The sequence below is a fragment of the Rhizobium sp. Root1203 genome (assembly GCF_001424945.1).
Classification (GTDB): domain Bacteria; phylum Pseudomonadota; class Alphaproteobacteria; order Rhizobiales; family Rhizobiaceae; genus Rhizobium.
In genome coordinates, this window is record NZ_LMCW01000001.1 from 640,719 (window position 1) to 666,966 (window position 26,248).

Sequence of the window (26,248 nt, forward strand, 5' to 3'; positions counted from 1 at the left end):
AGCAGTTTTTCGCAGCTTTAAGCAGTGCCGCCGACGATTAATGTTTCGGCACATGCTTACTAATTCTTAAGAGATGGGCATTTTTTGACGGATATATATGAAATAATAATTGGCGTTTTCGCAAAACGGTGATAATTGATTGTTCAAGTAGAGTTCTGATATTGAATTAGAATCACATTGCTTTTTTCCTCAGTGACTTTGAATTTCAGTGTTTAATTGAGGAAGCGACGTGGATGCGATCGTACTAATTTAAGATCAGGCAGTATAAGAACGGGTTTCGGCCTCGAAATCTAGGGGTGGATTTCAGTTTTTCGAAACATGTAGCCGCAGACTGAGTTTTTTGCTGTTCGCTCTACGATAGCGGTCTAGGACCAAGAGGCCCTAGACGTTTTGAGTATGCAAACAGGAGAAACGAAATATGACGGATACTGCAGCCGCCGGTAGCGGGCCGGAATTGCTGGTGGAGCTTACCGCAGATATTGTCGCCGCCTATGTCAGCAACCACGTCGTACCGGTGGGCGATCTCGCCAACCTCATTTCCGACGTGCATTCGGCACTCAGCAATACTTCGACGCCGCAGCCAGCAACAGCGGTCGTCGAAAAGCAGAAGCCGGCTGTATCGGTACGCAAATCCGTTCAGGACGAGCAGATCACCTGCCTTGAATGTGGTGGCAATTTCAAGTCGCTGAAGCGCCATTTGATGACACACCACAGCCTTTCGCCCGAAGAATATCGCGAAAAATGGGATCTTCCGGTCGACTACCCGATGGTAGCTCCGGCCTATGCCGAAGCGCGTTCGCGCCTCGCCAAGGAAATGGGTCTCGGTCAGCGCCGCAAGCGCGGTCGCGGCTGACAAATTTCGGATATTGCGAATATAACGAGCCGGGCGAGAGCCCGGCTTTTTTGATTCCTGAGAAAAAACGGAGGAGGAAAATAATCCCACAAATTTTCGCTTGACGTCGAAATTAAGAAGCGAAAACAAAAGTGCGGTAGACGGAGACGGCTTTTGTTTATCCCCGCTCCTGTGTAGTGTGTATGAATTAATTCCTATCGTTAGGAGTATTCATATGCCGATTGGACATATTTTGCGAGGCGCCCCGGCGCCCCGGATCTGGGTGCAGGCGCAAAGCGATTGTTCGGGCTATGTCCCGCCGCCCGTGACCCTTCCCATCCATACCGTTTGCCGGATCTGCGCACAGATCACCAACGAAATGCTGTTGCTCGCCGCCCATCGCATCCAGATGCCTCGCGACCGCCGGCGTGCGTTCTGCCACGTCCGCCAGATCGCCATGTACGTCTGCCATGTCGCGCTGCAGATGCCGCTCCACGAAATCGGCAAGGCCTTCGGTCGGGACCGCACCACGGTTGGCTATGCGTGCCACATGATCGAGGATCGCCGTGACGACCCGGATTTCGACGAGTTTGTCGCCGCCGTCGAGCGCACGGTCAATACTGTCTTCCGGTCGAATGGAGTTGCCGGCCATGAATAGTGCGAGCCGCGGCAATACCGGTCACAGCAAGGCAATGGTCAGGCTCGTGAAGTTCTTGATGCGCGGACCGGCCAGAGAGGAGGCCGGAGAGGAGGCAAGCGAGGAGGCCAGAGAGGAGGCAAGCGAGGAGACGGGCGAGGACGGATCGCGGTCTCTTCGGCTTGGCGATGGGGCACGCTGCGTCGTGCCGGCCGCGCTGCTCGCCGAAGCCCTGATGTCGGGACTGGCAGAGAGGGCAGCCGGCACCGTCCGTGTCGGTTCTCCGGCGCGATCATACCTTCGTCGCGCCGCAGCCGAGCAGGAGGAAGCCTTCCTCAATCAGCATGCGGCAATCGGCGACGCTCTTGCGGATGTAGAGGGAACCACACAACGCGTGCGCCTCAACAGCCAGGAATCGCCGCTGGCCGGTCTTTCGCGTCTGAAGGACAGGAGTGGCGGTGCGTTCCTGCCCGAGATCGCCGTCGCCGCCGGCGAGAGGCTCCTTGCGGATTTCACCCGCGGCCAGCTTCAGCCGCGCGTCACCGCATCGTGGGAACCGCGGCTTTCGGGCAGTGTCAGGGGATCGCGCGGCGGCATGACTGAGCTGACCGACAGTGCGACGGCCGCGCGCATCGCCGTCAATCGCGCGCTGCAGGCGGTCGGACCGGAACTGTCGGGCGTCGCACTCGATGTATGCTGCTTCATGAAAGGGCTTGAGACCGTCGAGCGAGAACGCCAGTGGCCGGCCCGCTCGGCCAAGCTGATGCTGCGCACGGCGCTGCTGGCGCTGTCGCGGCACTACAATCCGGAAGCGCCTTCGCGCCATCGGCGCGTCGAGCATTGGGGAGCGGAGGGGTATCGGCCGGAATTATGACGCCGGAGCGCAGGGGGCGGACACGCCGGCCTCAGGCCGCAGCGCGTACGCGCGCCTCCTCGCGAATGCGGTTGACCATCGAGCGCAGCCCGTTCGAGCGCTGCGAGGACAGGTTTTCCACAAGTCCGACCTTCGAAAATACCTCGAAGGCATCGAGTGCAGCGATGTCGGAAGCCGTCTTGCCGGAATAGGTGGCGAGCACGATGGCGACGAGGCCGCGCACGATATGCGCGTCCGAATCGCCTTCGAAGGTCATCAAAGGATTGTCGGGGTTGCCTGAGGTATGCGTCACCAGCCAGACCTGGCTGGCGCAGCCCATCACCTTGTTGGCCGACGTCTTCTTCTCGTCGGCAAGGTCCGGCAGCGCCTTCCCCAGCTCGATCACATAGCGATAGCGATCTTCCCAATCGTCGAGGAAGGTAAAATCGTCGATGATCTGATCGAGGGACGTCATGGAGAAATGGCCTTTCGTTGTCAGGTCTCATATAGGTGAAACGCAGCCAGATTTGAACCATTAAAAAGAAAACGCCGCGAAGGATGGGCATCCTCGCGGCGCAGCAAATCGCTGAAAAGCAAACAGGGCAGGCACGTCAGGCACAGGGCGGCTCCGCATATTGCGTGGCACCGGTGCAAGCTTTGGTGCGGGATATCCCGCGGAATTCTTCAGGTTGCCGGTCGTGGGGTCGGCAGCGGAATGGTGCCTGTCGTGACATGGTCGGACGAAGCTTCGTCGCCATCGTCGACCGGCGGGCGGTAAGGCATCGGCTGGTTGAGAGCGGTCCGCTCTTCATGAACCTGCTGTGTGGCGGCAGCTGCCGTCTGCACGGGCGCCAGGCCGACAGCAGGTGTCGTCGTCGCGGCCGTCGTCACATTGGCGCTCTTGCCGCTGCCGAACTTGGTGTCGAGCATTTCGAAGGCGACGAGTGCGCCGGTGCGTGCCCGGTGGCCGAGGGCTGCCATCGTGTCTGCGCCCTTGGCGCACACTTCAGGCTTCTCCCCGCATAGGCCGCTCAGGTAGTCGTACGCGCCGGTCGCGGCGACGAACGCGTCGGAGAATTGCAATGTCGGCTGGCTGGCGACGTCAGTCGAGCGCTCGCCGCTGAAGAACGACAGGAGCACCAGCACAAGTCCGAACCAGAACGATCCTTTGATCAGAAACCACATAGTCGTTGCCCATCCTGTTTTCCCGTTCGGTCTTGTTGCCGAATCGGGCCGGTCCTCCGGTGTGACTTCACCTTAGAGAGAACGTGCGAATGCCTGTTTTCAAAACTCGTCGGCATTTGCGGCAAATTTAGTTCAAATTTTAATCGAAGGCATCTTTGGCGCATTTCGGTCAAATTGTAGCGACCGGCGTTAAGCATGCCAACGCCCGCCTCCTGTAATTGCAGGGAATCCTTGTGGCGGGCTTGCCACAAGCGTTAATGCTATGCTGAAATATGAGCGAAATCCGTCGCTTACTCGCTGTTAACCGTAAAAAACAAAGCCGCGTTGCCGTGCCCCAAAACGGGACTTTTGGCGCTTTCCTGCTGTGGAGCGGCGCTTTCCTTTATTCTTTCCTTAAGCGCCCGCGGCCTATTGTCGGCACTCGGTAAAGAGCCTTTTTTGGGCGGGTATTGCGTGCGTATATTGAGTGAAATCGCAGATCGGGCGACAGCCCTCGTGGACCGGGCGGCGGAACGCTGGCTCTCCGGAACAGGGGGAAGTGCAGCGCTGCGCCAGCGCGAGCTCGTCATTCTGCGCCGTCTTGCGCTCCTGTCCTCGGCGGCCCTCGTCGCCGCTCCTGTCGGCCTTTCACTGATCACCAGCCCAGCCGTGGCCTTGCCCGCGGGCGTGGCCGCAGTCTGTGCCGCTTTCCTGTTTTCCGCTGTCGGGAGCATCGCCTTGTCGCGCCAGAGTGTGGCAACGTCTGTTGTGGCAACCCAGTCTGCCGAAGACTTCTTCATGGAAGCCAGCGCCGGTCTGATCCTGTTCCTCGATCCCCAGGGTGGCGTCATGAGCGCCGGCGGCCGCGACAGGCGCGACTATCTAGCCTGGATGCGCCCCCTGGAGGGCAAGGGCTTCGTCGAGCAGATCCACGTCTCGGACCGGATCGTCTTCCTTCAGGCGCTCGATCGGCTGCGTCAGGGCGAGGAGCAGGCGACCGTCGACCTGCGCCTGGAGCGCCCGCCGCTGTCGCGCGACAACCGCCAGTTCTCCTATCTCAGGACCGATCTCACGGCGCGGCGCGATGTCGATGGCGCCCTCCTGAGCGTGGTCGCACAGCTGCGCGACGTCTCGGTCGAGCAGCAGTTGCGCCTTGAGGCACACAACCACGCCGTCGAGGCGCAGTCGGCCAACGATGCGAAGTCGCGGTTCCTGGCGGCCGTCAGCCACGAGCTGCGCACGCCGCTGAATGCCATCCTCGGCTTTTCCGATATCCTGCTCGGCGAATATTTCGGCAAGCTCGGCAATGACCGCCAGCGCGAATATGTCGGGCTCGTTCGCGACTCGGGCGCGCACCTGCTATCCGTCGTCAACACCATGCTCGATATGAGCAAGATAGAGGCCGGCCGTTACGAGCTGCTTCTCGAAGGCTTCGATATCGGCGCCGCAATCCGCTCCTGCGAGGCGATGCTGGGGCTGCAGGCGAGGGCCAAGGGCGTCTCGCTGACGAGCCGCATCCAGCGTGGCCTGGAAGACGTCGTCGCCGATCAGCGTGCCATACAGCAGATCCTCATCAATCTTGTCGGCAATGCCGTCAAGTTCACCGAGGCAGGCGGCGCGATCTCGATCGACGCCTCGATGCGCGACGGCATTCTTGAACTCTGCGTCAGCGATACCGGCATCGGCATCCCGACCGACAAGCTGGAGATGCTTGGGCAGCCCTTCGTTCAGATCCAGAACGAGTATACCCGCCGGTTCGAGGGGACAGGCCTCGGCCTCTCCCTGGTAAAGGGTCTCGTGGCGCTGCATGGCGGCGACTTCGCGATCGCCAGCACGCCTGGCGCCGGCACGATCATAACGATTTCGATAGCGGCGGACGGCTCGGGCATTCCGGCAGCGGGCGCTTCCGGCAACGATCCGGTCGAGTTTCCGCCGCGACTGAAGACTGCGCCGGCCTATGCCGGATTCTTGGAAGAGGGGCTTTTCGATGGCCGCGAGCAAGCGAAAATCGCCTAAGGGAAGGAAGGGCCGGCAGAAGCCGGGCTTGCTTCTCACCGGGGCTAGTGTCGTCGGCAGCCTGGGGCTGCAGGGCGCCGGCGTGCTCGGCGGCATCGTCGGTCGCAACCCGTCGATTGCCGGCGGAACGGCGGCATTCCTGGTCATCTTCAGCTTCGTCGCCGCCAACGCCCTCTGGTACCAGCCCGGAACCCATCCGCATCCGTTCCTGCGCACCCGCGACCCGCTGTTCCCGAACGTGCTTGGCGCTCGTCCGCCGATCGAGCAGCATGTGGGCGAGGTCACGACCTTCAAGATCGAGCGGCAGGACGAGGCCGATGCGTCCCAGACCACGAACGCCACGCCCCCTGCCGTCCCGGGCGGACAGCCGGCGAGCCAACTGGTGATGGACATCCAGAGCGAGCTCGTTCGTCGCGGCCTCTACAACGGCGCTCCGGACGGGGTCATCGGTCCGCGCACCAGTGCTGCGATCCTGTTTTTCGAGGAAACGGTGGGCATGCCGCAGAAGGGCGATGCAACGCCCGATGTGCTGGCGGCGCTGAAGACCGATACCGCCGGCCCGTCGACCGTCCCGGCCGAGCGCCCGCGCGAGGACCTGTCCTCCGTGGCGGCCGCCGAAGATCCGGTCGCCGCCGCCATCCGCAGCGCGGAAAAGTCCATCAAGACCGCGCCGACCCCGGCGAGGCAGACGCAGTCTGCAGCGCTGACCAGCGTCGACCTGGTGTTGAAGATCCAGAAGGGCCTTGCCAACATGGCCTACACCAATGTCGGGATCGACGGCGTGGCCGGCGAGCAGACCCGCGTCGCCATCCGCCATTTCCAGAAGCACTACAACCTCCCTGAAACAGGCGAGCCGAGCGAGGCCGTGCTGAAAAAGCTCAAGGAAATCGGCGCGCTTTGATCGGCTCGAGCCGTCAGGTGCAGTCCGCGCATGCCGTGGCATTGCCGCCATCGGTGACCCGGCCTATACCGCGTTCATGAGATTACGCACCGACATCTTCGTTTCCGCACTCCTGCGCCGCGTTTTCGGCAAGGGCGACTTCGCCGCCGTCGAGAAGAAGGGAGCCGAGGAAGCCGGCGCGATCTTCATCAGGCAGCGTTTCCGAGACGGTCTGGAAACGCTCTATGGCCCCGCGCCGCAGAGCGTCTTCGACCAGGAGGATAGCGGAGATCGGCTGTTCGAGATCAGGCTGGCGCGGCAGGATGCCGACCGCGTCCGGGACATGCTGGACCGCGAACGCAGGTTCGATCCCGACCTATGGGTCGTCGAGCTCGAAGCCGACGATGTCGAGGACATCGTCCCGGTGGTCGACGAGCGCAAGAACCCCCTGTAGCGGGTATTATTACCGTGCGCGGCTGATGGTGCGCATGTCGCGCGCCGGGGGCACCTGGCGCGCCTGGCGGCTTGCGGGCACCTGGGTCGCTGCGGGCGTCGACTGTTCCGGCAGGTAGGTATAGCGATCGGCCCGGCGCCAGGACTCGACGCGGGCGTTGCTTTCCTCCGGGTCGAGCGCATCGAGCACCATCCATGCGCGGGTGACGCTGTGCTGCGCCTCCGCCAGGTGCGGGTAGAGCTTCTCAAGCACGAATACGGCGTCGAGAAAGTCCATGCCGAGGCTTGTCAGGGTCGTCGCCAGCTGCTGTCCGGACATGTCGAGCAGGATGCGTTCGGCAAGCCAGCGGCTCGCCGAGAGCGCATCGGCGAGCGCCGTTGCAAATTGTGGCGCTTCCCGGTTGCGGGCAAAGCGGACCAGCAGCGCTGCCTGAACGCCCGAAAGGGTCCGCAGGCCCAGACGGTCGGTATCGTCCCTCCCGAGATGGCGTGCGAGCCCACGGATCCGCTCGCGCGTCTCTTCCTCGCGATTGGCAGGCATCGCCTCCGGAGCGCTGTCGGAGGGCGCAAGGGGAGGCGGGGGCACGAACACGCGTTCCTCGGCACGCTCGACTGCAGGAGGCGTCGCTGCCGCTTCCATCTGACGCGGTTCGGCGTGGCGCAGCCCGACCAGCACGTCGATGACGCGGGGAGAAAGCGTATCGCGGCTGACGATCGCCTTCATATGCGCGCTGCCCTGCATGCGGGCGATGGCGATCAGGGTGTCGTCGTCGATGGCCGGCGAGGAAGTGAGGAAAGGGGCAGCGACCGCGATCGGCTGGCAGCCGACGAAAAGGGCAACCGCCTGCGGGATCTGCGCGCATTGTGAAAGCGCCGCCACGGCCTGTCGCTTGGCTTCGTCGGAGGAGGCGGCAAAGAGGGGCGTGAAGAGTTCCGCAAACTGCCTGAGTTCGGATCGCGTTGGCGGTTGCAATCCCTCGAAGCTGCTGACGGTCGCCATGAGAACTACGTCCTTCTTCCGGCTGGCGGAGGGGGCCTCTAGGTCTCGAAACCGGTCACGCACAAGAACACACCCTGGAAATGCAAGAGGGATGCCGCAGGACTGGACGCGTTGGAGAGACGCCCCTCTACCACATACGGTTTATGAACAAATCCTACAGACGCAGGGTTAACGCTTGTTGAAGATTTGATTCAAATTGTACCGGAATGAACACCCGTTCGGATGCACGCAGATCACCTGCGAGAGGAGTCGCGACCGACCGCTCAGGCAAGCTGAAGCGAAAACGATCGCTTCTCATGGAGCCCTCTCAAAGGCCTTTGTGTCCGCGCAGCGCCAGCAGAAGCCGTTCGCCGTCGTTGTATCCGGACTGATAGAGATCAAGCGCCGCCGAAGCCGCGATATGTGCCTCGGAACTCTTGATATCGACGCGCTTTTCGGCGCACCAGGCGTCGAGTGCGTGTCGCAATATATCAAGATCTTCAGGGGAAAATGTCGAACCAATCATCAAAGTCATTTGCCTGCCCACCCTGGCTAACACTTCAGACCCAATATGACATCAGTCGCCCTTGCCCTTCGGCTGACGGACCTACTCTACCTCCATGGCAACGAACTGCAATTAGAATTTTCGTGATGTAAATATGCAACATTAACCTTTGCGCCCCCGATGGATGGTTAAGTGTATGAATTAAAGCTAATTTTCATATTGCCGATTGATGCCCATTCTTTTTCGACGAGCGCTGCAACCAAAACCGGCGGCGAAGCGTTTACAGGGCGGCGAATACAAGATGGAAAATTAGCAATCTGTTAACTCTCATATGTCCCAATCCGGGTAAGGAACGACGCGGCCGGGATCCGGTCGCAGGTATCCACGTCACGGTATTTTCGGATAGTGCCGTGAGAAAGGCGCGAATGGCCTGAGAGCCTGGGGTGGCTCGAAAGTACGCGCTGGTCCGCGAAGGCGGGCAGGGTGAGATTCACACGTTCATCCGTCTCGGGCAGTGCAGGGGGACGAGCATGGCAATAGTCGTCGCATTGGCTGACCGTCTGTCTCAGGCGCATGGCCGCAAGGACAGAAAACCTGTGGAGGCGCAGATCCTGCTCTTCACGGGCGTACGCTACGAACGCCTCGGCGAAGGCGCGAAGCCCTCCGTTGGCCGCCGCGCGACACGCACGAAGAAATAGGCAGGCTTCCTCAGTTCGTCGCCCCGGCGAACTCGTCGCATCGGGCTTCCGAAAGGAAATTCGTGGCCGACGTGTTGAAGCTTGCCTGAGGAGCAAGCGTCCTCAGGACCGCATAGCCTTCGGTGCGCGTCGTCTCGACCAGAATGGTCTTTTGCAACGCCTGCGGTAACGCCTTGCGAAGCTCAGTCAGCTGGATCGGGGTGCCGATCAGGATATCGAGCGCACCCCCCACCGACGTCCTGTCGTTCATGCTGAAGATCTCGTTGGAGGCCTCGTCGTAGAGCGCGGTCGACCAGAAGGGCACATTGCCCTTCGCCGTGAGGCGCACCGGATTTTCCTCGATGTCGTAGGAGCAGACCGCGGTGCGCACGAACGGATCGTCGTTCGACAAGCCGGCCGTGTCGTTCGTGGCTCCGAGCAGGTAGAAGGTGTCGATATCGCCTTCCGACGCGACGCGCGTTGCCGCGTCCTTGCCGGTGAAATGCGGCAGGGCCAGGATGATGACGAGATGCAGGAGTGCTGCGCCGAAAAGGCCGGCAAGCAGGGCGAAGACCATCCTAACCATTGCCGCACCCCGTCTTCAGGAGTTTCGGCATCGCAAGGTCGATCACCCCTGAACTGCCGGCGGTCGGCGTGTCGAAGAGCGTCAAGACCAGCTGAAAGGTCCCCGCCGCCGGCAGCGCCAGCCAGTTGCCCGGCCGGGCATGGGCGGAAATGTCGATCGAGAAGCTGCTGTCCGGCTGGCGCAGCACCGTCCAGGCGTTCAACGCGCCAGGCAGGCCGTCCTGCAGCGACGCCGGATTGCCGCTGTTGTCGGCAGTGAAAAGCGTCCAGATGCGCGCCGGCGGAGTCTGCCCGACGAGCCGGTAGCTGCATCCCGCGTTCAGGCGTTGGCCTTCGTCGTCAACCCTGGCGGTAAACATGAGCCCTTCGGCGCTTCCATAGAGCAACTGGCCGGCCCGCGCCCGATGCGATTTGGCATAGGGATCGGCCTCTTCGGTCTGCAATTCCGGAAATGCTTCCCACGCGCCGAGCTTGATGGCACCGAAGCCCGCCGTCGCATTCAATGCATAAAGCGAAATCAGAATCCCGCCGCCAAAGGCGATAATCAGCGTCATCGCAATGAAGAGAGGAAATCTAAACACTGGGCGCCCTTGATAGACAAATCAGTTGAAAGGGTTACCACTGATTCTGGCGCGGCGGAATGGTCGAGGCGCAAAAGGGGGCGGTTTGACATGCATAACGCGTCGCGTTATATAACGATGAACGTTATGGCGGATGGCGCATGATCGTCAACTTTGCTGATGCTGAGACCGAGAAAGTCTGGAACGGTGTCCGCAGCAGGAAATTGCCGCCTGATATTCAGGCGATCGCGCTCAGAAAACTTCGTTTGCTCAATCAGGCAAGGTCGGCGGAGGATTTGCGCATCCCTCCGGGAAACCGCCTGGAAGCTTTGAAAGGTGATCGTCGCGGGCAGCTTTCTGTCCGTATCAACGACCAATGGCGCGTGTGTTTCCTATGGCAAGATGGAGGGGTCTATGATGTCGAAATCGTCGACTACCACAAGTGAGAACGAGTTGCTTCCCAACCCGCATCCCGGCGAAATTCTATTGGAAGAGTTCTTGAAGCCGCTGGAGCTGAGCCAGAACGCCTTGGCGCGGGCGCTTCGGGTCCCCCCACGTCGCATCAACGAGATTGTGCTTGGCAAGCGCAACGTGACCGCTGACACGGACTTGCGCCTGGCCCGCTACTTTGGCCTGTCAGACGGCTTCTTTCTTGGACTGCAGGCCGACCACGACCTCATGGAACGGCACCGCCAAATTCACGACGACCTCTCGCGCATTACGCCGCGCGCTGCCTGACCACCGCCTCATCCGGCACTGGCGACCTTCTGCGGAGCAAGGGGCGGGGCGGCCTTGAGCTGCTCGCCGAGATCCTTGAGGATTCGCGTCGATTCTGCCGAAAGCATGCGCGGCCGCAGGAGCGGGGGCGGGCTGCCCTCGGCGGGCTTTGCGGCAACGGTCTTGGCGGGTTCGGGGGCGGTCACGCCGGGGATCTGGCGGAGCGTGATTCCCTGGTGGGCATAGTCCATGGCGCGCTTGAAGGTCATGGCCGGCAGTGAGCCGCCCGTCATCTTGTTGGTCGACGTGTAGTCGTCGTTGCCGAACCACACTGCTCCGGTGAAGTTGCCGGTGTAGCCGATGAACCAGGCGTCGCGATAGGCCTGGGTGGTGCCTGTCTTGCCCGCCGTCAGGATGCCGTTGTCGAGCGCGGCCTTGCGCGCGGTCCCGAAATAGGGAACGCGGGTCAGCATCTGGTTCATGTAGGAATCGGCTTTTTCCGAAAGCACGCGCTTGGCCGGCGGCTCGTCGCGGTCGAAGTCGTAGAGCACGTCCCCGCCATAGTCGAGAATCTGGCTGATGCCGTGACGCCGTGACTGGTAGCCGCCTGCCGGGAAGACGGCGTAGGCCGTCGCCTGATCCATGACCGTCACTTCGGACGTGCCGATCGGGATCGTGACGTCGTTTCGAACCGGAGATTCGACGCCGAGGTTCTTGGCCATCGCCCGGATCGGGGCGATCCCGAATTTCTCCTTGGCAAGACGCACCGGTATCGTGTTGATCGACTGGGCGATGGCTGTCGCCAGCGTGACGCGGCCCGCATAGCGGTTTTCGTAGTTGTGAGGGCTCCAGTTGCCCCAGGAGATCGGCGCATCCACCACGACGCTGTCAGGCGTCATGCCGCTCTCCATGGCGACCGAATAGGTGTAGACCTTGAAGGAGGAGCCCGGTTGCCGCAGCGCCTTGGTGGCGCGGTTGAACTGGCTTTCGCCATAGTCGCGGCCGCCGACCATGGCGCGCACGGCGCCGCCGTTTTCGATCATCACCATCGCACCCTGCTTGGCGTGATAGCTCTCGCCATACTCGCGCAGCGAGGTCTCGACCGAATCCTCGGCCGCGTTCTGCATTCCCATGTCGATCGTGGTGCGAACGATCAGCGAATGCTGATGGAATCGGGGGGAGAGGCGCATGACCTCGTCGAAGGCCCAGTCGAGGAAGAAGTCTGGCGACTCCACCTGGTTGCGGTCGACGACGGTGGCGGGATTGCGCCGCGCGGCAATCACCTGTCCCTCGGTCATCAGCCCGCTCTGCACGAGATTGGTGAGAACCTCGTTGGCGCGTCCGCGCGCGGCCGGCAGGTTGACGTGCGGTGCATACTTCGCGGGCGCCTTGAAGAGGCCCGCGAGCATGGCCGACTCGGCCAGGTTCACGTCCGTGATGCTCTTGCCGAAATAGAATTGCGCGGCCGCAGCCGCTCCGAAGGTGCCGCCGCCCATATAGGCGCGGTCGAGGTAGGTGGAGAGGATTTCCTTCTTCGACAGGTTGGCCTCCAGCCAGAGCGCCAGAAAGGCTTCGGTGATCTTGCGGTCGATGGAGCGCTCGTTGGAGAGGAACAGGTTCTTGGCGAGCTGCTGCGTCAATGTCGAGCCGCCCTGGACCACGCCGCCTGCCCGGGCATTTTCGGAAAGCGCGCGGAACAGGCCGATGAAATCGATCCCGAAATGGTCGAAGAAGCGGCGGTCCTCGGTGGCGATGACCGATTTGATGAGGGCATCCGGAAGTTCGTCGATCGGCACCGAATTCTGATGTATGACGCCGCGGTGGCCGACGACGTTGCCGTAGCGGTCGAGGAAGGTAACGGCATAGTCGCCGCGATTGCGCCAATCTTCCTTGGTAGCCTCGAATGCTGGCTGGGCAAGGGTGAGCATCAGGACGGCGCCCACGGCTCCAAGGGTCAGGCCTTCGCCGCCCAGTTCGAAGACGATGCGCTTCCAGCCGCGAACGCGGAAGCGGCGGAAGAAGATGGTGATGTCTTCCCAGATCTCGGCCGAGCGGAAGCCGGCGTTCCAGATGGTCGAATCGATCCACGAATCGATCTTCAGCAGCAAGTGGCGTTTCTTGCGCGGCTGTTTTTCTGGATTGTCCGGATCCGTCACGTCTTATATTCCCGCCCGATCAGTCACTTCGACGTCGGACGAGCCTGACGCCGGACTATGGCAATCTGCCGACAGCCTCCGGAGTAACCGGAGCACGGTGAATCATTGGTTGATTTGCCTGGCAAGAACAAGAGAAATGGAAAGCCCTCACGCGATTTTGCGGGCTGTTGCAAGAATGGAATGATGGAAGAAGCACCCTTCTGGAAGCAAAAGACGCTGGCCGAGATGACCAACGTCGAATGGGAAAGCATCTGCGACGGCTGCGGGCTCTGTTGTCTCAACAAGCTCGAGGACTGGGATAGCGGCGATATCTTCTTCACCTCGATCCGCTGCAAGCTTCTCGACAGCGACAGCTGTCGCTGTTCGAGCTACGAGAACCGCTGGGATTTCGTGCCCGATTGCGTCCAGCTCACCAAGAAGAACGTCGATGAAATCCCCTGGCTGCCGCCGACCTGCGGCTACCGGCTGATCAACGAGGGGCGTGATCTCTACTGGTGGCATCCGCTGGTGTCGGGCGACCCGGAAACCGTGCATGCCGCCGGCATTTCGGCGCGGGGACGAACGGTCAGCGAGACCGAGGTCGATGTCGAAGACTTCGAGGACTACGTCGTCGACTGGCCGCTGACGGTGGGGGACCAGGCCGACGAGGGCGAAGGGAACGAAGAGGACGAGGGCGAAGCGGCTAAGGTGTGAGCCCGCGGCCCGCGATATCGAGGAAGTGCCGCAACTCCCTGCGCACATAGTCTTCGATGGCGCCTTCCGGCTGGAAGCCCCACCAGAGCAGGCACCCCTGCCACTGCGACAGCATCAGCCGGCCGAGCGGCTTGGCCGTGCCTTCCACCGGAAGGCATCGGTCGAGCGCATCGGCGAGCGTGGTGCCCCAGGCCGAGCCGCGGGCGCGCAGCGCCGGGTCGCGCAGGTCCTCCCGCAGCAGCAGCAATCCGTCCGCATAGGACACAGCGTCGTCGCCATAGTCCTTCGAAAGCCCGGCGAGCAGCGCGATCGCGCCCGCCGGTGTCCTGGGAACGGACTGCGCCAGCCGCGCCGTTTCCGCGTCCAGGCGGTCCCAGGCGCGCAGCAGCGACGCACGCAGCATCGCAGCCTTCGTGCCGAAGCGCTGGACGAGCGTCGAGCCTGAAAGACCGCTCGCCTTGGCGACCGCGCCGAAGGTCGCGGCATCGGGTCCCTCGGCGTGGACCAGCGCCAGCACCATGTCCAGAAGCTGTTCGTCGGATAGCGTGCGGTTGCGCGGCATGAAATTCCTCTTGCGTTCATCTCGATTATGAACAAACATTCGTTTATATTCAATCCGGGAAATCGACGGACTGAGATCCCGCCGGTTCCAGCGTGGAGGAGAGCGGCATGACGGCAGACTTGTCGGGAAAGATAGCCCTTGTGGCCGGAGCCACCCGCGGCGCGGGCCGCGGCATTGCCGTCGAACTCGGTGCGGCCGGGGCCACGGTCTACGTGACCGGCCGAACGACGCGGTCACGGCAATCCGAATACGCCCGGCCGGAAACGATCGAGGAGACGGCCGAGATGGTGACCGCGGCAGGTGGCTCCGGCATCGCCGTGCGGGTCGATCACCTCGTGCCGCAGGAGGTCGAGGCGCTCGTTGCCCGCATCCGCCGCGAAGAGGGCAGGCTCGATATCCTCGTCAACGACATATGGGGCGGCGAGCATCTGACGGAGTGGAACAAGCCTGTCTGGGAGCATTCGCTCGACAAGGGCCTGCACATGCTCCGCCTGGCGATCGACACGCACCTGATCACCGCCCACTACGCCCTGGCGCTGATGATCGAGCGGCCTGGCGGGCTGATGGTCGAGATGACCGACGGAACCGCCGAATACAACGAGACGCACTACCGGCTCTGCCCCTACTACGACCTCGTCAAGACAGGCGTGATCCGTATGGCATGGGCGCATGCCAGGGACCTCGCACCGCACGGCGCCACGGCCGTTTCGCTGACACCCGGCTGGATGCGCTCGGAGATGATGCTCGATATCTACGGCGTCCGGGAGGACAACTGGCGCGACGCGACGACAGTGCAGCCGCATTTCGTCATCTCCGAAACCCCGCGCTTCACCGGCAGGGCGGTGGCGGCGCTGGCAGCCGATCCCCAGCGCGCCCGCTGGAACGGCCAGTCTCTGTCGAGCGGCGGCCTGGCGAAGGTCTACGGCTTCGATGATACGGATGGCTCCAGGCCGGATTGCTGGCGCTACATGGACGAGGTGATGGAAAGGGGAAGCCCGGCCGACGCCACGGGTTATCGCTGAATCGCTTTATCCGGAAGGAATCACAACCCACTGCCTTTGCAGGGTTTTCGGCGCGGCGTTCTGCCACGATTTGCGCACCAGATCCTGCACCAGCACATCGCCGGCAAGCTGGTAGAAAAGCCGTGTCGAACCGCGAAGACCCCAGCCGCCTGGCACCGCCTCGGTTTCGGCAGGCGCAATCGCGAGCGTCATGTGCTGCTGATCGGGCGTCAGGCGCACGACGCAGTAATCCTGTTCGGGCATGGTCAGGAAAATCTTGCTGCGCACGCGGAAATCACGCGTGCCGTGGTGCGCGCTCTCGACCGCCTCCGGCAGGCTGAGCGCAAAGGATACGAGCTCTTCCCGGGTCATGCCCGCAGTTTTACCACAGGCCGACGGTTCGCGGCCAATCAGAAAAACTCAAGCAGCCGCCCGTGCGGCGACGGTGACCTCGAGCGGGGTCTTGCGCAGTGCCCGCTCCAGCGCTTCGATGCAGATCGGGTCATGCGATTGGCCGGCACCCTCCCGGAGGATGGCGAACGCCCTGGAGATCGGCATCGCAGCGCGATACGGCCGGTCGGCGGTCAGTGCGTCGAAGACGTCGGCCGTGGAAACGATGCGCACTTCCATCGGAATCTCCTCCGCTGTAAGCCCGCGCGGATAGCCCTTGCCGTCCAGCCGTTCGTGGTGCGCGCCGCCGATCTTCGCGACATCGGAGAACGCGCCGATATGCGACAGGATCATCTCGGAGAATTCGGCATGGCGCTTCATCGCCATCCATTCTTCGTCGTCAAGCTTGCCCGGCTTGTCGAGCACGCTGTTGCTGACGCCGAGCTTGCCGATATCGTGGAGGAGGGCCGCGCGGCGCAGGAACCGTCGTCCGCCTTCGTCGATCCCCATCTCTTCGGCGATCAGATCGGTGAACAGCGCCACGCGGTCGCTATGACCGGAGGTGTAGGGACTCTTGGCGTCGATCACCCGGGCGAAGGCGGCGGCGATATCGTCGAGATAGTCTTCGGTTGCCATGATCGCCTGCCTGCCGGGTTCGCTCTCGAGTACGATGGCCTCGAGGTCATCGGACCGAAGCGCCGCCCAGAATCCGGGGCGGGCGGCAACGCGCGCGAAGGCGGCCGCCAGCGCCGGGTCGAACCAGCTGCCGGCGCGCTTGGCGACCTCGGCGATCGCCGCATCGGGGCCGTTGCTCATCTGGAAGATATCGGCCACCTGCGACAGAAGCGCGATCCGCGAGAACAGCGGGACGCTGTCGCCGGCGATGCCAAGCGGCTTGCCGCCGCCGTTCCAGTGTTCGTCGAGGTTCAGCACGCCGTCCGCCACGCTCTCGGAAAAGCGCATTTGCCGGGCGATTTCGGCGCCGCGCTGGCAGCGGGTGCGGATCAGGCCGGTGACGATCTCGCCGCCGTTCTGCACGATGTTGAGAATGCTGCGGAAACGCTCGGCAAGCCCGGCCTGCACACCGGTGTGGCCAAGCACGAAGCGCAGGACCTGGCCGAGGCTGCCGTCGACCAGCTTGAAATCGCGCTTGAAGGAAAGGTCGTCCGCCAGATAGAGCTCGCAGATCCGGGCGGCATTGCTGCTGCAGCCGAGATCCTTGAGCAGCAGCGTATAGTAGAGCTCCTGCAGCTCACCGTCAGGCATGCCGATCTCGCGGCCGATATGCGTGCCGATGAAGCAGGCGCGGATGCAATGACCCGGCGGCTGCCCCTCGGTCAGGTCGAGCGCCTTGCTCAGCGCCTCGATGATTTCCGCAAGCCGTATCTGGATAGTTTGCATGTCGACCGCCCTTTGCTGCGATCGGTCATACCGGAGGAACCTTGAGGAATGATTGAAATCGTTGGGTGAACTGGAGATGTCTGTTATATTTCAATTGGGTAGATATCGGATGGCGTGCAATACTGGAAGACATAGGAAAATAATCCTTGACGGCGTGACGGTGGTTTGGTAGGGTTATGGCATAGTCGGAAAGTTGCGGGCGGACGAGATGTCCAGCGGACTTTTGCGAATTGCTGCCGGGCGCGTTCGACCCGGCTTTTTTGTGTCTGGCGACGGGTGCGATTGCCTGGTGCGCACGGGGTTCCCGATGATCGATACGGAGATGTTCGCGCCGGAGCTTTACGGCTTCTGGCCGCAGAGGCGCGACTATCGCGACATGGTTCGGCCTGCGTGGAGCGAGGCCGAGGCGCGTGCGGCGGTCGAGGAATATTTTCTTGAGACAAAATCGGGCGATGCCCCGCCGGCCGAAGAGCTCAGGGTACTCCTGAACGAGATGACGGCGGAGATGCGCGACCAGTTCGCGGCCTTTCGCACATTGCGCAAGGCGGCGGAGAGCGCGGCTGCGGGGAGCAGCGACGAGACCGCGGCGAAGCTTGCCCGCGCCGACCTCAAGGCTGCGACCGATGCGATGTCGCTGATCGTGCGCACGCTGGAGAAGATCGACCAGCTGCAGCGGCAGGTCGCCCGTGACCGGGAGCTGGCCGCCGACGAGAACGATGTCGCTGTGGGGCTGGAAAATGCGAAGAAAGGATTTCTTGAGCGCATCGAGGAGCTGGCAGCGCAGCGCGCAAACGAGCTGCTTGCGGCATGGAAAGCCACCGGCCCTCCCGGTCCCCGCGACGCCCCCGTCGTGTGGAAAGACCCGGTTGAAGGGGAAGTCGCCTTTGCTGGCGAAGCCCCCATCGAAAGCGAACACCGGGAAGCCGAAACCGCCGGCGCGACAGAACCGCGATAAGCCGCCGCCGCAACGTTCCAGGGCGCGCCGGCTCAAGAAAGCCGCAGCCGAGCATGCGCGGGAGATGAAGACTATCTCAGCTCAACGGTTGGAGACGCACAGCGCCGTGCAGGCGGCATTGGGGCAGGGAGCGGGCCTGGCGGAGGACATGGCGCAACCGCTGCTGTTGCCGCCGCGGCTGCCTCGGCCGGATGCGCCGACCGCTGCTCCCGGCTCGGTTCAGCCGACCGACGCCGGCACGGCTGGAGAGACCAATCTTTCGCCGGAGGCTCTTGCCGACAAACTGAAACTCTGGAAGCGTCTCGAACACCTCTGGGACTTCCAGGGGCGCCCCGAGCAGATGCCGCCGCCGGGCGATTGGCGCACATGGCTGATCCTTGGCGGGCGCGGCTCGGGCAAGACGCGCGCCGGCGCCGAATGGGTTCATGCGATCGCCAGCGCCGGGCGCACGTCCGATCTGCGCATAGCGCTGATTGCCGAAACGCTCGGCGATGCGCGTGAGGTGATGATCGACGGCATTTCGGGCATCTGCCGCATTGCCCGCCGCCGGCGTCCGGAATTCGAGATTTCGCGCCGCAGGCTCGTCTGGCCGAATGGTGCGATGGCGCAGATCTTCTCGTCTGAAGATCCGGAAAGCCTGCGCGGGCCGCAGTTTCACCTTGCCTGGTGTGACGAGCTCGCCAAGTGGAAGCATGGGCAGGAGACCTGGGACATGCTGCAGTTTGGCTTGCGGCTCGGCACCGAGCCGCGCCAGCTCGTCACCACCACGCCAAGGCCGATTCCGCTGTTGAAGGCGCTGATCGGCGATCCGGGCACGCGGCTGACGCGGATCAGTACCCGCGACAATGCCGGCAACCTCGCGCCCGGCTTCATAGACGCGCTCGACGCCCGCTACGGCGGCTCGCGATTGGGCCGGCAGGAGCTGGACGGCGAGCTGATCGAGGATCGCGAGGACGCGCTTTGGCGGCGCGCGATGATCGAGACGGCGGCGATCCGCTTCGCCGGCGATATCAGGCGCATCGTCGTTGCCGTCGATCCGCCGGCGGCAGCCGGCGCACATTCCTGCTGCGGCATCGTCGTGGCCGGTCTGGAGGCATCGGGCCGTGCTGTCGTGCTGGCGGATTGTTCGATCGAGGGCGCAAGCCCTGCCGGCTGGGCGAGCGCGGTGGCCAGGGCCTACCGGCGCTTCTCCGCCGACCGCATCGTTGCGGAGATCAATCAGGGTGGCGACATGGTCACGGCGATGCTGAAAAGCATCGACGAGAGCCTGCCGGTCTCGACCGTGCGGGCGACGCGCGGTAAATATCTGCGGGCGGAGCCGGTGGCGGCGCTCTACGAACAGGGGCGGGTTGCCCACGCCGGCCGGTTTCCGGCACTTGAGGACCAGATGTGCGACTTCGGTCCCGACGGTCTCTCCGCCGGCCGTTCGCCCGACCGGCTGGATGCGCTGGTCTGGGCGCTGACGGCGCTGATGCTGGAAGGAAACGGAGAGCCGCGGGTCAGGGGCGTGTGAACGCTCAGCGCTGCGGGGGCTGCTGCGGCGTCGGACGTGGCTGTTGGTGCTCGGGGCGCACCTGGCGCCACTCGTTCTCGAGCTGGTCGATCACATGTTGGGGAATCGTCGTCTGGTTGCTGTTGGCAGGCTGCTGCATTCTCTCCTCCGGCGGCCAGGTTTTAACGGTGGATTAATCACTGGCATGGCCCAAATAATCTGTAAATCAGGGGTTTAAACACTTTAAACGATTGAATTTATTTTAATCGATTAAGACTGATAATGCCGTTTCAGTTTCCGAGGCGAACACCATGGTTATCCACATAGACCGCTCGTTTTTCTTCGCGACGGCGCGGGATGCCCTCTTCAAGGGCAGGCTCGATCAGCCGCAGGTCGAAGGCATGACGGCAATTCTCGATTTCTGGGAGGCGCGGATGCCGGATGCCGATCCGCGCTGGCTCGCCTACATCCTCGCTACCGCCTTTCACGAAACTGCCTTCACGATGCAGCCGGTGCGCGAGACGCTGGCGGCAACCGATGCCCGTGCCGTTGAAATCCTCGAGAATGCCTATGCCAGCGGCAAGCTCACCTGGGTGAAGACGCCTTACTGGCGGCCGGACGCGGACGGCAAGTGCTGGCTCGGGCGCGGGCTGGTGCAGCTCACGCACAAGCGGAACTACGAGGCGATGAGCGTGCTGACGGGCATCGACCTCGTGGCCGAACCCGACCGGGCGATGGAAATGGATGCGGCGGTATCGATCCTGATCGAAGGCATGGTGCAGGGCAGTTTTGCCAACCACAAGCTCGCCGATCACTTGAACGACACGACGGACGACTGGGTGAACGCGCGCCGCATCGTCAACGGCACCGACCGCGCCGAGAAGCTCGCCGGCTACGGCAAGACCTTCCTTGCGGCAATCCGCCACGAGGAGACGCCGGGACCGTTCTTGCGGTTGAAGGCCTGGCTTGCGCGTGGTATCGCGCGGGTCTTCGGCTAGCAATTCCAGCAAAAGTGCGCAGCGGTTTTGCGTCCGGAATTGCACAGTGACAAAAGACAGAGCAATTCCAGCAAAAGTGCGCAGCGGTTTTGCGTCCGGAATTGCGTAAATCAAGAGCTGGAAGCGTTTTCGCGGTTAGAAGAGAAGCGGAAACACCCCAGACCCAGACAGGAGCTTTTCGCGTGATCCGCCACATCGTCTTCTTCACTGCGCCTGCGGAAAACCTGGAACAGGTGAGGGCCGGCCTGTCGATCCTGACGGCCATCCCGCATGCCCGCCTGCTGGAGATCGGCACCAACGTGAAGACCGACCAGCTGGGCACCGAAGTCGACCTCGTGGTCTACGGCGAATTCGATGACGAGGCGGCGCTCGCCGCCTACAAGGCCCACCCCGACTACCAGCGCTCGATCGACCTCGTGCGCCCGATCCGCGACATGCGAATGGCGGCGGATTACGAGAGCGACACGGCGGTGAACCGGCCGCTGCGATAGCCGACGGCGCAAGCGTGGCGTTTGCCGATGAATGTCACACGGGCGTTTGGTGCGGCGCTGCAACGGATCGCCGCAGCACACGCTGCGAACCGCGCAGGCGAAATAAGGTGGAAGACGCGCAATGAGTGCGCGTCTCCCTTTGTCTGTCATTTCTCGATTCCACGGTCCTTGAAGGACTGGTCGATCGCTTTGTCCACCTGAGCACGCACACCCTCGATGTTGAAGCTCGCTCCGCGCTGGCTTGGCGGATACGTCACAAACGTCTCGAGGAAGGCGGCTGCGTTCAATTGGCCCTTGACGAGCAGGTAGTCGTTGCGGACCAGCCAGTCGTTGTACTGGTCGGATACGATGTCCGCGCGTTCGTAGGGGTCCATCCGCAGATTGAACAACTTTGGAAGACGCCATGTCGTCAGCGGAGTCTGCCACACTGCGAAACCGCCCGGAGCGGGCTGCTCCTTGAAGACGACCTTCCAGTCGTCGTAGCGGGTTGCGACGAGCGCGCCGTCGTCGTCGAAGTAGTAGAAGTCGCGCCGTGCGCTCTTGTCCGACTTGCCCGTGAGGTAATCGAGCTGGTTATAGCCGTCGAGATGGTTCTTGAACGAGGTGGTGCTTCCTTCGGGCTTCCAGCCGTTGAGCAGGCGACCTTTGACGTCCGGATCACCAGCCGCCGCTACAAGGGTCGGGAACCAGTCGAGACCCGCCATCATCTGGTTGGAAACCTGGCCCGGTTGGATATGGCCGGGCCATTTCACCATTGCCGGGACGCGAAATGCACCCTCCCAGTTGGTGTCCTTCTCGCTGCGGAACGGTGTCGTTGCAGCGTCCGGCCAGGAAAACTGGTTCGGGCCGTTGTCGGTGGTGTAGACGACGATGGTGTTGTCGGCGATCCCGAGGTCGTCGAGAGCCTTCAACAGTTTGCCGACGTCGCCGTCATGCTCGACCATGCCGTCTGCATACTTGTTGCCCTGCATGCCGCTCTGGCCGCGCATGGAGTCGCGAACATGGGTGAACAAGTGCATCCGGGTGGTGTTCATCCAGGTGAAGAACGGTTTGTTCTGCTTGGCCTGTCGTCCCATGAAGTCGATTGCGGCCGCGGTCGTCTCGTCGTCGATCGTCTCCATGCGCTTCTTGGTCAGGGCGCCGGTGTCTTCGACCTTGCCGTCGGCGGAAGCCTTGATAACGCCCCGCGGATTATACGCTTTGAGAAATTCCTGGTCGTCCTTCGGCCAGTAGGGCGCTTCCGGCTCCTCCTCGGCGTTCAGATGGTAGAGGTTGCCGAAGAATTCGTCGAAGCCGTGTTTGGTCGGCAGGTATTCGTCTCTGTCGCCCAGGTGGTTTTTGCCGAACTGACCCGTTGCGTAGCCGAGTGGCTTCAGAGCTTGTGCGATCGTTATGTCGCCTGCCTGCAGGCCGACCGGAGCGCCGGGTGCCCCGACCTTGCAGAGCCCGGTGCGCAGGCACGTCTGCCCGGTGATGAACGTGGAGCGCCCGGCCGTGCAGCTGTTCTCGGCGTAGTAATCCGTGAACATGATGCCTGCCTTGGCAATGCTGTCGATGTTCGGCGTCTTGTATCCGACGACACCGAAGGAATAGGCGCTGATGTTCGTCTGGCCGATATCGTCCCCGAAGATCACAAGGATGTTCGGCTTGGCGGTATTCTGGCTCGCCGCTGCCTGCTGTGCGTGAGCGATCGAGGGTAGCAAGGACACCGAAGTCATGGTTATGGCCACTGCCGCTGTGGCGCCGAGAAGCGTCTTGAAGATGTCTTTCATCCGTTCGATCTCCGAGTGGTCCTATCGTTCAACATTTGCACGCTCCTTCACGTCGGCAGCCCTTGGGCGCCTTAGGTATTGAACCCTGGTTTCAACCCGCGCAATCTGGTCGGGGATGGAGTGGGGCGTAAGTACGTTACGGTAAATTTCCGCGTAAATTCCTGTTCCTGCCATATGCCCTTAAGGGCAATATTAGCACCTGCGAAAACATGGTAGTCTCCGGCCATCGGAGGGATTTATGTCAACAGCCACTCGCTCCTTTCGGGCGTAGCATTCTTCGAATGCAACGGTCCCGTACCATCGCGCCATCACATCCGCAGACATGAGGAGGGGCACCTTTATGCCCTTATGCAATCCATAAAACGGAGAGTAGGCATCATGAGCAGCATGAGAAACCTTTGCTTTGGTTTGCTGGCGTCAGCGCTGACGACCGCGCTCGCTGGCCCGGCAGTGGCACAGCAACCCTCTGCCAAACCCAATATCCTCGTCATCATGGGCGACGATGTCGGCTGGTTCAACATTGGCGCATATCACCGGGGCATCATGTCCGGAAAGACGCCCAACCTCGACAAGCTGGCCGCCGGCGGCATGATGTTCACCGACTACTATGCGGAAGCAAGTTGCACCGCAGGCCGGGCGAGTTTCATCACCGGTGAAATTCCGCTGCGCACCGGTTTGACGACGGTCGGGCAGGCGGGCGCTGATGTCGGCATGCCCGACAAGGCGGCAACGATCGCCGCCGCGCTCAAGACCGAGGGCTATGCGACCGGCCAGTTCGGAAAGAACCATCTCGGCGACCTGAACAAGTTTCTGCCGACCTTGCATGGCTTCGATGAGTTCTTCGGCTACCTCTACCACCTCGATGCCATGTCCGATCCCTATTGGTATTCGTTCCCGAATGACCAGTCGTACCGTGACAAGGTCGGGCCGCGCAATCTGGTCCACAGCTTCGCAACGACCACCGACGACGCCACCGTGCAGCCGCGCTGGGGCAAGATCGGCAAGCAGAGGATTGTCGACGAAGGCCCCTTGGCCCCGTACCCCGACATGTCCAACGTGCCGAACATGCATGACATAACGCCCAAGGCCAAATACGACATGGGTACTTTCGACGACGTGCTGGTCAAGGCGTCCTGCGACTTCATGGACAAGGCCAAAACAGACGGCAAACCGTTTTTCGTCTGGCACAACACGACGCGCATGCACGTCTGGACGTTTCTGTCGCCCAAGTACCAGGCCCTCATGAACAGCGAGAGCAACTACGGCCTTGAAGAAGCCGGCATGGCGCAGCTCGACGACAGCGTCGGCGCTATCATGAAATGCGTCGAGGATGCAGGCGAGACCGACAACACCATCGTCATTTTCACGACCGACAATGGCGCAGAGGTGTTCACCTGGCCTGACGGCGGCATGACCCCGTTCAAGGGGACCAAGGGGACCGTGATGGAGGGTGGGTTCCGCGCACCGGCCATCATCCGCTGGCCGGGCAAGGTCAAGCCGGCAACGGTGGAAAACGGGATCTTCTCCGCCCTGGATTGGTTCCCCACCCTGGTGGCAGCGGCGGGAAATCCCGACATTACCGACGAGTTGCTCAAGGGCGTGAAGCTCGGTGACGCGACCTACAAGAACCATCTCGACGGCTACAATCAGCTGGACCTGCTGATGGGCAAATCACCGTCCGCACGCCATGAGTTCTTTTACTTCGGTGGCCCGCAGCTCGGGGCGGTTCGCATCGACGACTTCAAGTACCAGTTCTTCCAGCAGCCGCAGGGTTGGCCGGGTGCGAAGGTCACGACTGACATGCCCACCATGGTCAATATCCGTCAGGATCCCTTCGAGCGGACGCCGTCGATTGGCGAGCAAAGCCTCAACGACCTTGGGGGAGGCTACATGAACGACTTCTTCGCGCGTGAGTTCTGGCGTTTCGTCAGTGTTCAGCAGGAAGTCGGCAAACTTGCACTCACGGCGATTGACTATCCGCCGATGCAGGACCCGGCCTCCTTCAACCTGGAGGCCGTAAAGAGACAGATCGACGCGGCGATCAAGAACAAGCCGGGCAACTGAGCAGAACCTCGACGAGACAACGGGCGGCCGGAGGGCCGCCCGTCTGCTTTCTCGAAATGTGCGCTTTAAAAGGCCTTCGCACCGGGAACGGACGCTGATGATGTCTCGTTCGTTCCGGCTCCTCTTGAGCCCCCTGAGATGGCGACAGGCGCTGCGGCATGAAAGCCGCTCCGAAACCTTGGGAATCACATCATGAAACTCCGATCCTTGCTGCCGTGGGGCTCCCCGGCGGTCCGCAATCCCGTGCCCGAGAAAAAAGCGGCCGCAAGCGTCGTGTCGCTGGCCGCGGACGGTCGGGCGAGCTGGACGGGGCGCTCCTATGCGGCGCTTGCGCGTGAAGGCTTCATGCGCAATCCGGTGGCGCACCGCTGCGTCAGGCTGGTTGCGGAAACGACGGCCTCCGTGCCGATGCTGCTCTACGAGGGCACCCGCGAGCGGCCGGATCACCCGCTGCTGGAACTCCTCCGGCAGCCGAATGCGCACATGGGCGGCCCGGATTTCTTCGAAGCGCTCTATGGCCATCTGCTGCTGTCGGGCAATGCGTATGTCGAGCCGCTTGATGTCGGCGGGCAGCTGCGCGAACTGCACCTGCTCAGGCCGGACCGAGTGAGTGTCGTCGAGGGCCGCGACGGATGGCCGGAGGCCTACGACTATCGCGCCGGCGGCTCGCTGCGCCGGTTTCCGCTCGATACGGGCGGCTTCGGCCTGCTGCACCTCAAGCTCTTTCATCCGCTCGACGATCATCTCGGCTTCCCGCCGCTCGCCGCAGCGCAGGTGGCGCTCGATCTCTCGAATGCGGCCGCGACCTGGAACAAGGCGCTGCTCGACAATTCCGCACGCCCCTCCGGTGCGCTCGTCTACCAGCCGAAGGAGGGCGGCAACCTCTCGCCGGATCAGTACGAGCGGCTGAAGCAGGAGCTGGACGATGGCTATTCCGGTCCCCTGCGCGCAGGCCGGCCGCTGCTGCTTGAAGGCGGACTCGACTGGAAGTCGATGGGGCTCTCGCCGAAGGACATGGACTGCGTGGAGGCGCGAAACGGCGCCGCCCGCGACATCGCGCTCGCCTTCGGCGTGCCGCCCATGCTGCTCGGCATCCCCGGTGACAACACCTATGCCAACTACCAGGAAGCCAACCGCGCCTTCTACCGCCTCACCGTGTTGCCGATGCTGACCCGCACCGCCGCGTCGCTCTCGACCTGGCTGGCCCGCAGCCACGGCGACGGCCTGCGGCTGGAGCCTGACCTGGACAAGGTCGCCGGGCTGGCCTCCGAGCGCGACCAGCTCTGGACACGGGTGGGCAATGCGCCATTCCTGACCGACGAGGAGAAACGGCAGGCGGTGGGGTATTGAGAACCGATTGCGTTGGAGGGGCTTGAAAGCCGCCGGCGGAATCGACGGAAGACGCTATAAATTCA

At 62.5% G+C, this 26,248-nt stretch carries 29 protein-coding genes; 17 read left to right on the top strand and 12 right to left on the bottom strand.

Annotated elements, in window-relative coordinates:
• The first annotated feature begins 418 nt into the window (after window positions 1–418).
• From ASC97_RS03175 to ASC97_RS03185, 3 genes are all read left to right on the top strand, one after another.
• Entirely contained in the window at window positions 419–853 is a 435-nt protein-coding gene (locus tag ASC97_RS03175) for a MucR family transcriptional regulator (protein WP_037062182.1), read from the top strand.
• A 214-nt stretch (window positions 854–1,067) separates the two neighbouring features.
• Window positions 1,068–1,490 (top strand): helix-turn-helix domain-containing protein, encoded by a 423-nt coding sequence (locus ASC97_RS03180; RefSeq protein ID WP_057466875.1) that lies wholly within the window; start codon window positions 1,068–1,070, stop codon window positions 1,488–1,490.
• A complete protein-coding gene (locus ASC97_RS03185) occupies window positions 1,483–2,343 on the top strand; it encodes a DUF6456 domain-containing protein (protein ID WP_057466876.1) in 861 nt (286 codons plus the stop codon). Before ASC97_RS03180 ends, ASC97_RS03185 begins: the two co-directional genes overlap by 8 nt.
• A gap of 31 nt (window positions 2,344–2,374) precedes the next feature.
• Here ASC97_RS03185 and ASC97_RS03190 read toward each other — a convergent pair whose 3' ends face one another.
• Window positions 2,375–2,797, bottom strand: coding sequence for a SufE family protein (locus ASC97_RS03190; RefSeq protein WP_057466877.1), 423 nt, complete (start codon window positions 2,795–2,797; stop codon window positions 2,375–2,377).
• 209 nt (window positions 2,798–3,006) lie between these two features.
• Window positions 3,007–3,507, bottom strand: coding sequence for a DUF5330 domain-containing protein (locus ASC97_RS03195; RefSeq protein ID WP_057466878.1), 501 nt, complete (start codon window positions 3,505–3,507; stop codon window positions 3,007–3,009).
• A gap of 453 nt (window positions 3,508–3,960) precedes the next feature.
• On the opposite strand from ASC97_RS03195, the gene ASC97_RS03200 reads away from it, so the two are divergent.
• The 3 genes from ASC97_RS03200 to ASC97_RS03210 all read left to right on the top strand — a co-directional run bounded on the left by ASC97_RS03200 (window position 3,961) and on the right by ASC97_RS03210 (window position 6,836).
• Window positions 3,961–5,502 carry a sensor histidine kinase gene (locus ASC97_RS03200; RefSeq protein ID WP_057466879.1) on the top strand — a complete coding sequence of 514 codons (1,542 nt, stop codon included), beginning with the start codon at window positions 3,961–3,963 and terminating at the stop codon, window positions 5,500–5,502.
• Window positions 5,474–6,403, top strand: a complete 930-nt coding sequence (locus tag ASC97_RS03205; protein WP_057466880.1) for a peptidoglycan-binding domain-containing protein — start codon at window positions 5,474–5,476, stop codon at window positions 6,401–6,403. The genes ASC97_RS03200 and ASC97_RS03205 overlap by 29 nt, the downstream gene beginning before the upstream one ends.
• A 76-nt stretch (window positions 6,404–6,479) precedes the next feature.
• Window positions 6,480–6,836: a DUF1491 family protein gene (locus ASC97_RS03210; protein WP_057466881.1), complete on the top strand. Its 357-nt coding sequence runs from the start codon at window positions 6,480–6,482 to the stop codon at window positions 6,834–6,836.
• 9 nt (window positions 6,837–6,845) lie between these two features.
• On the opposite strand, the gene ASC97_RS03215 is transcribed toward ASC97_RS03210, so the two are convergent.
• Both ASC97_RS03215 and ASC97_RS03220 read right to left on the bottom strand, forming a co-directional pair.
• Entirely contained in the window at window positions 6,846–7,898 is a 1,053-nt protein-coding gene (locus ASC97_RS03215; RefSeq protein WP_057466882.1) for a DUF2336 domain-containing protein, read from the bottom strand.
• Between the two features lie 244 nt (window positions 7,899–8,142).
• Window positions 8,143–8,349 carry a hypothetical protein gene (locus tag ASC97_RS03220; protein WP_057466883.1) on the bottom strand — a complete coding sequence of 69 codons (207 nt, stop codon included), beginning with the start codon at window positions 8,347–8,349 and terminating at the stop codon, window positions 8,143–8,145.
• A gap of 500 nt (window positions 8,350–8,849) precedes the next feature.
• Here ASC97_RS03220 and ASC97_RS34570 point away from each other — a divergent pair, with 500 nt between their 5' ends.
• The gene (locus tag ASC97_RS34570) at window positions 8,850–9,017 is read left to right on the top strand and encodes a hypothetical protein (protein WP_200959429.1); all 168 of its coding nucleotides are present in this window, start codon (window positions 8,850–8,852) and stop codon (window positions 9,015–9,017) included.
• Between the two features lie 10 nt (window positions 9,018–9,027).
• Here the strand turns inward: ASC97_RS34570 and ASC97_RS03230 are convergent, their stop codons facing one another.
• Window positions 9,028–9,582, bottom strand: coding sequence for a DUF1254 domain-containing protein (locus ASC97_RS03230; RefSeq protein WP_057466885.1), 555 nt, complete (start codon window positions 9,580–9,582; stop codon window positions 9,028–9,030).
• The gene (locus ASC97_RS03235) at window positions 9,575–10,162 is read right to left on the bottom strand and encodes a DUF1214 domain-containing protein (RefSeq protein WP_057466886.1); all 588 of its coding nucleotides are present in this window, start codon (window positions 10,160–10,162) and stop codon (window positions 9,575–9,577) included. The genes ASC97_RS03230 and ASC97_RS03235 overlap by 8 nt, the downstream gene beginning before the upstream one ends.
• A 140-nt stretch (window positions 10,163–10,302) precedes the next feature.
• Here ASC97_RS03235 and ASC97_RS03240 point away from each other — a divergent pair, with 140 nt between their 5' ends.
• A complete protein-coding gene (locus ASC97_RS03240; protein ID WP_057466887.1) occupies window positions 10,303–10,587 on the top strand; it encodes a type II toxin-antitoxin system RelE/ParE family toxin in 285 nt (94 codons plus the stop codon).
• Window positions 10,559–10,879 carry a HigA family addiction module antitoxin gene (locus ASC97_RS03245; RefSeq protein ID WP_057467001.1) on the top strand — a complete coding sequence of 107 codons (321 nt, stop codon included), beginning with the start codon at window positions 10,559–10,561 and terminating at the stop codon, window positions 10,877–10,879. Before ASC97_RS03240 ends, ASC97_RS03245 begins: the two co-directional genes overlap by 29 nt.
• An 8-nt stretch (window positions 10,880–10,887) precedes the next feature.
• Here the strand turns inward: ASC97_RS03245 and ASC97_RS03250 are convergent, their stop codons facing one another.
• Entirely contained in the window at window positions 10,888–13,014 is a 2,127-nt protein-coding gene (locus tag ASC97_RS03250) for a transglycosylase domain-containing protein (RefSeq protein WP_057466888.1), read from the bottom strand.
• Between the two features lie 183 nt (window positions 13,015–13,197).
• Here ASC97_RS03250 and ASC97_RS03255 point away from each other — a divergent pair, with 183 nt between their 5' ends.
• A complete protein-coding gene (locus ASC97_RS03255) occupies window positions 13,198–13,707 on the top strand; it encodes a YcgN family cysteine cluster protein (RefSeq protein WP_057467002.1) in 510 nt (169 codons plus the stop codon).
• Here the strand turns inward: ASC97_RS03255 and ASC97_RS03260 are convergent.
• Window positions 13,697–14,269, bottom strand: a complete 573-nt coding sequence (locus tag ASC97_RS03260; protein WP_057467003.1) for a TetR family transcriptional regulator — start codon at window positions 14,267–14,269, stop codon at window positions 13,697–13,699. The genes ASC97_RS03255 and ASC97_RS03260 overlap by 11 nt on opposite strands.
• A gap of 107 nt (window positions 14,270–14,376) precedes the next feature.
• On the opposite strand from ASC97_RS03260, the gene ASC97_RS03265 reads away from it, so the two are divergent.
• The gene (locus ASC97_RS03265; RefSeq protein ID WP_057466889.1) at window positions 14,377–15,291 is read left to right on the top strand and encodes an SDR family oxidoreductase; all 915 of its coding nucleotides are present in this window, start codon (window positions 14,377–14,379) and stop codon (window positions 15,289–15,291) included.
• 6 nt (window positions 15,292–15,297) lie between these two features.
• Here ASC97_RS03265 and ASC97_RS03270 read toward each other — a convergent pair whose 3' ends face one another.
• Together ASC97_RS03270 and ASC97_RS03275 are read right to left on the bottom strand one after the other, a co-directional pair.
• A complete protein-coding gene (locus ASC97_RS03270) occupies window positions 15,298–15,642 on the bottom strand; it encodes an MmcQ/YjbR family DNA-binding protein (RefSeq protein WP_057466890.1) in 345 nt (114 codons plus the stop codon).
• A gap of 48 nt (window positions 15,643–15,690) precedes the next feature.
• Entirely contained in the window at window positions 15,691–17,061 is a 1,371-nt protein-coding gene (locus ASC97_RS03275) for an HD-GYP domain-containing protein (RefSeq protein ID WP_057466891.1), read from the bottom strand.
• A gap of 307 nt (window positions 17,062–17,368) precedes the next feature.
• Between ASC97_RS03275 and ASC97_RS35020 the strand changes: the two genes are divergently transcribed.
• Window positions 17,369–18,016, top strand: coding sequence for a hypothetical protein (locus tag ASC97_RS35020; RefSeq protein WP_244481386.1), 648 nt, complete (start codon window positions 17,369–17,371; stop codon window positions 18,014–18,016).
• Window positions 18,017–18,080: 64 nt separating this feature from the next.
• On the top strand, window positions 18,081–19,529 hold the full coding sequence (locus tag ASC97_RS03285; protein WP_338012512.1) for a DNA-packaging protein: 1,449 nt from the start codon (window positions 18,081–18,083) through the stop codon (window positions 19,527–19,529).
• Window positions 19,530–19,533: 4 nt separating this feature from the next.
• On the opposite strand, the gene ASC97_RS35895 is transcribed toward ASC97_RS03285, so the two are convergent.
• Window positions 19,534–19,668 (bottom strand): hypothetical protein, encoded by a 135-nt coding sequence (locus tag ASC97_RS35895; protein ID WP_274534137.1) that lies wholly within the window; start codon window positions 19,666–19,668, stop codon window positions 19,534–19,536.
• 151 nt (window positions 19,669–19,819) lie between these two features.
• On the opposite strand from ASC97_RS35895, the gene ASC97_RS03290 reads away from it, so the two are divergent.
• Together ASC97_RS03290 and ASC97_RS03295 are read left to right on the top strand one after the other, a co-directional pair.
• Window positions 19,820–20,506, top strand: coding sequence for a hypothetical protein (locus ASC97_RS03290; RefSeq protein ID WP_057466892.1), 687 nt, complete (start codon window positions 19,820–19,822; stop codon window positions 20,504–20,506).
• Between the two features lie 182 nt (window positions 20,507–20,688).
• On the top strand, window positions 20,689–20,997 hold the full coding sequence (locus ASC97_RS03295; protein WP_057466893.1) for a Dabb family protein: 309 nt from the start codon (window positions 20,689–20,691) through the stop codon (window positions 20,995–20,997).
• 146 nt (window positions 20,998–21,143) lie between these two features.
• Here the strand turns inward: ASC97_RS03295 and ASC97_RS03300 are convergent, their stop codons facing one another.
• Window positions 21,144–22,769: an arylsulfatase gene (locus ASC97_RS03300; protein ID WP_057466894.1), complete on the bottom strand. Its 1,626-nt coding sequence runs from the start codon at window positions 22,767–22,769 to the stop codon at window positions 21,144–21,146.
• Window positions 22,770–23,147: 378 nt separating this feature from the next.
• Here ASC97_RS03300 and ASC97_RS03305 point away from each other — a divergent pair, with 378 nt between their 5' ends.
• Together ASC97_RS03305 and ASC97_RS03310 are read left to right on the top strand one after the other, a co-directional pair.
• Window positions 23,148–24,833 carry an arylsulfatase gene (locus tag ASC97_RS03305; RefSeq protein ID WP_057466895.1) on the top strand — a complete coding sequence of 562 codons (1,686 nt, stop codon included), beginning with the start codon at window positions 23,148–23,150 and terminating at the stop codon, window positions 24,831–24,833.
• A gap of 192 nt (window positions 24,834–25,025) precedes the next feature.
• Window positions 25,026–26,183 carry a phage portal protein gene (locus ASC97_RS03310; RefSeq protein WP_057466896.1) on the top strand — a complete coding sequence of 386 codons (1,158 nt, stop codon included), beginning with the start codon at window positions 25,026–25,028 and terminating at the stop codon, window positions 26,181–26,183.
• Window positions 26,184–26,248: the final 65 nt, after the last annotated feature.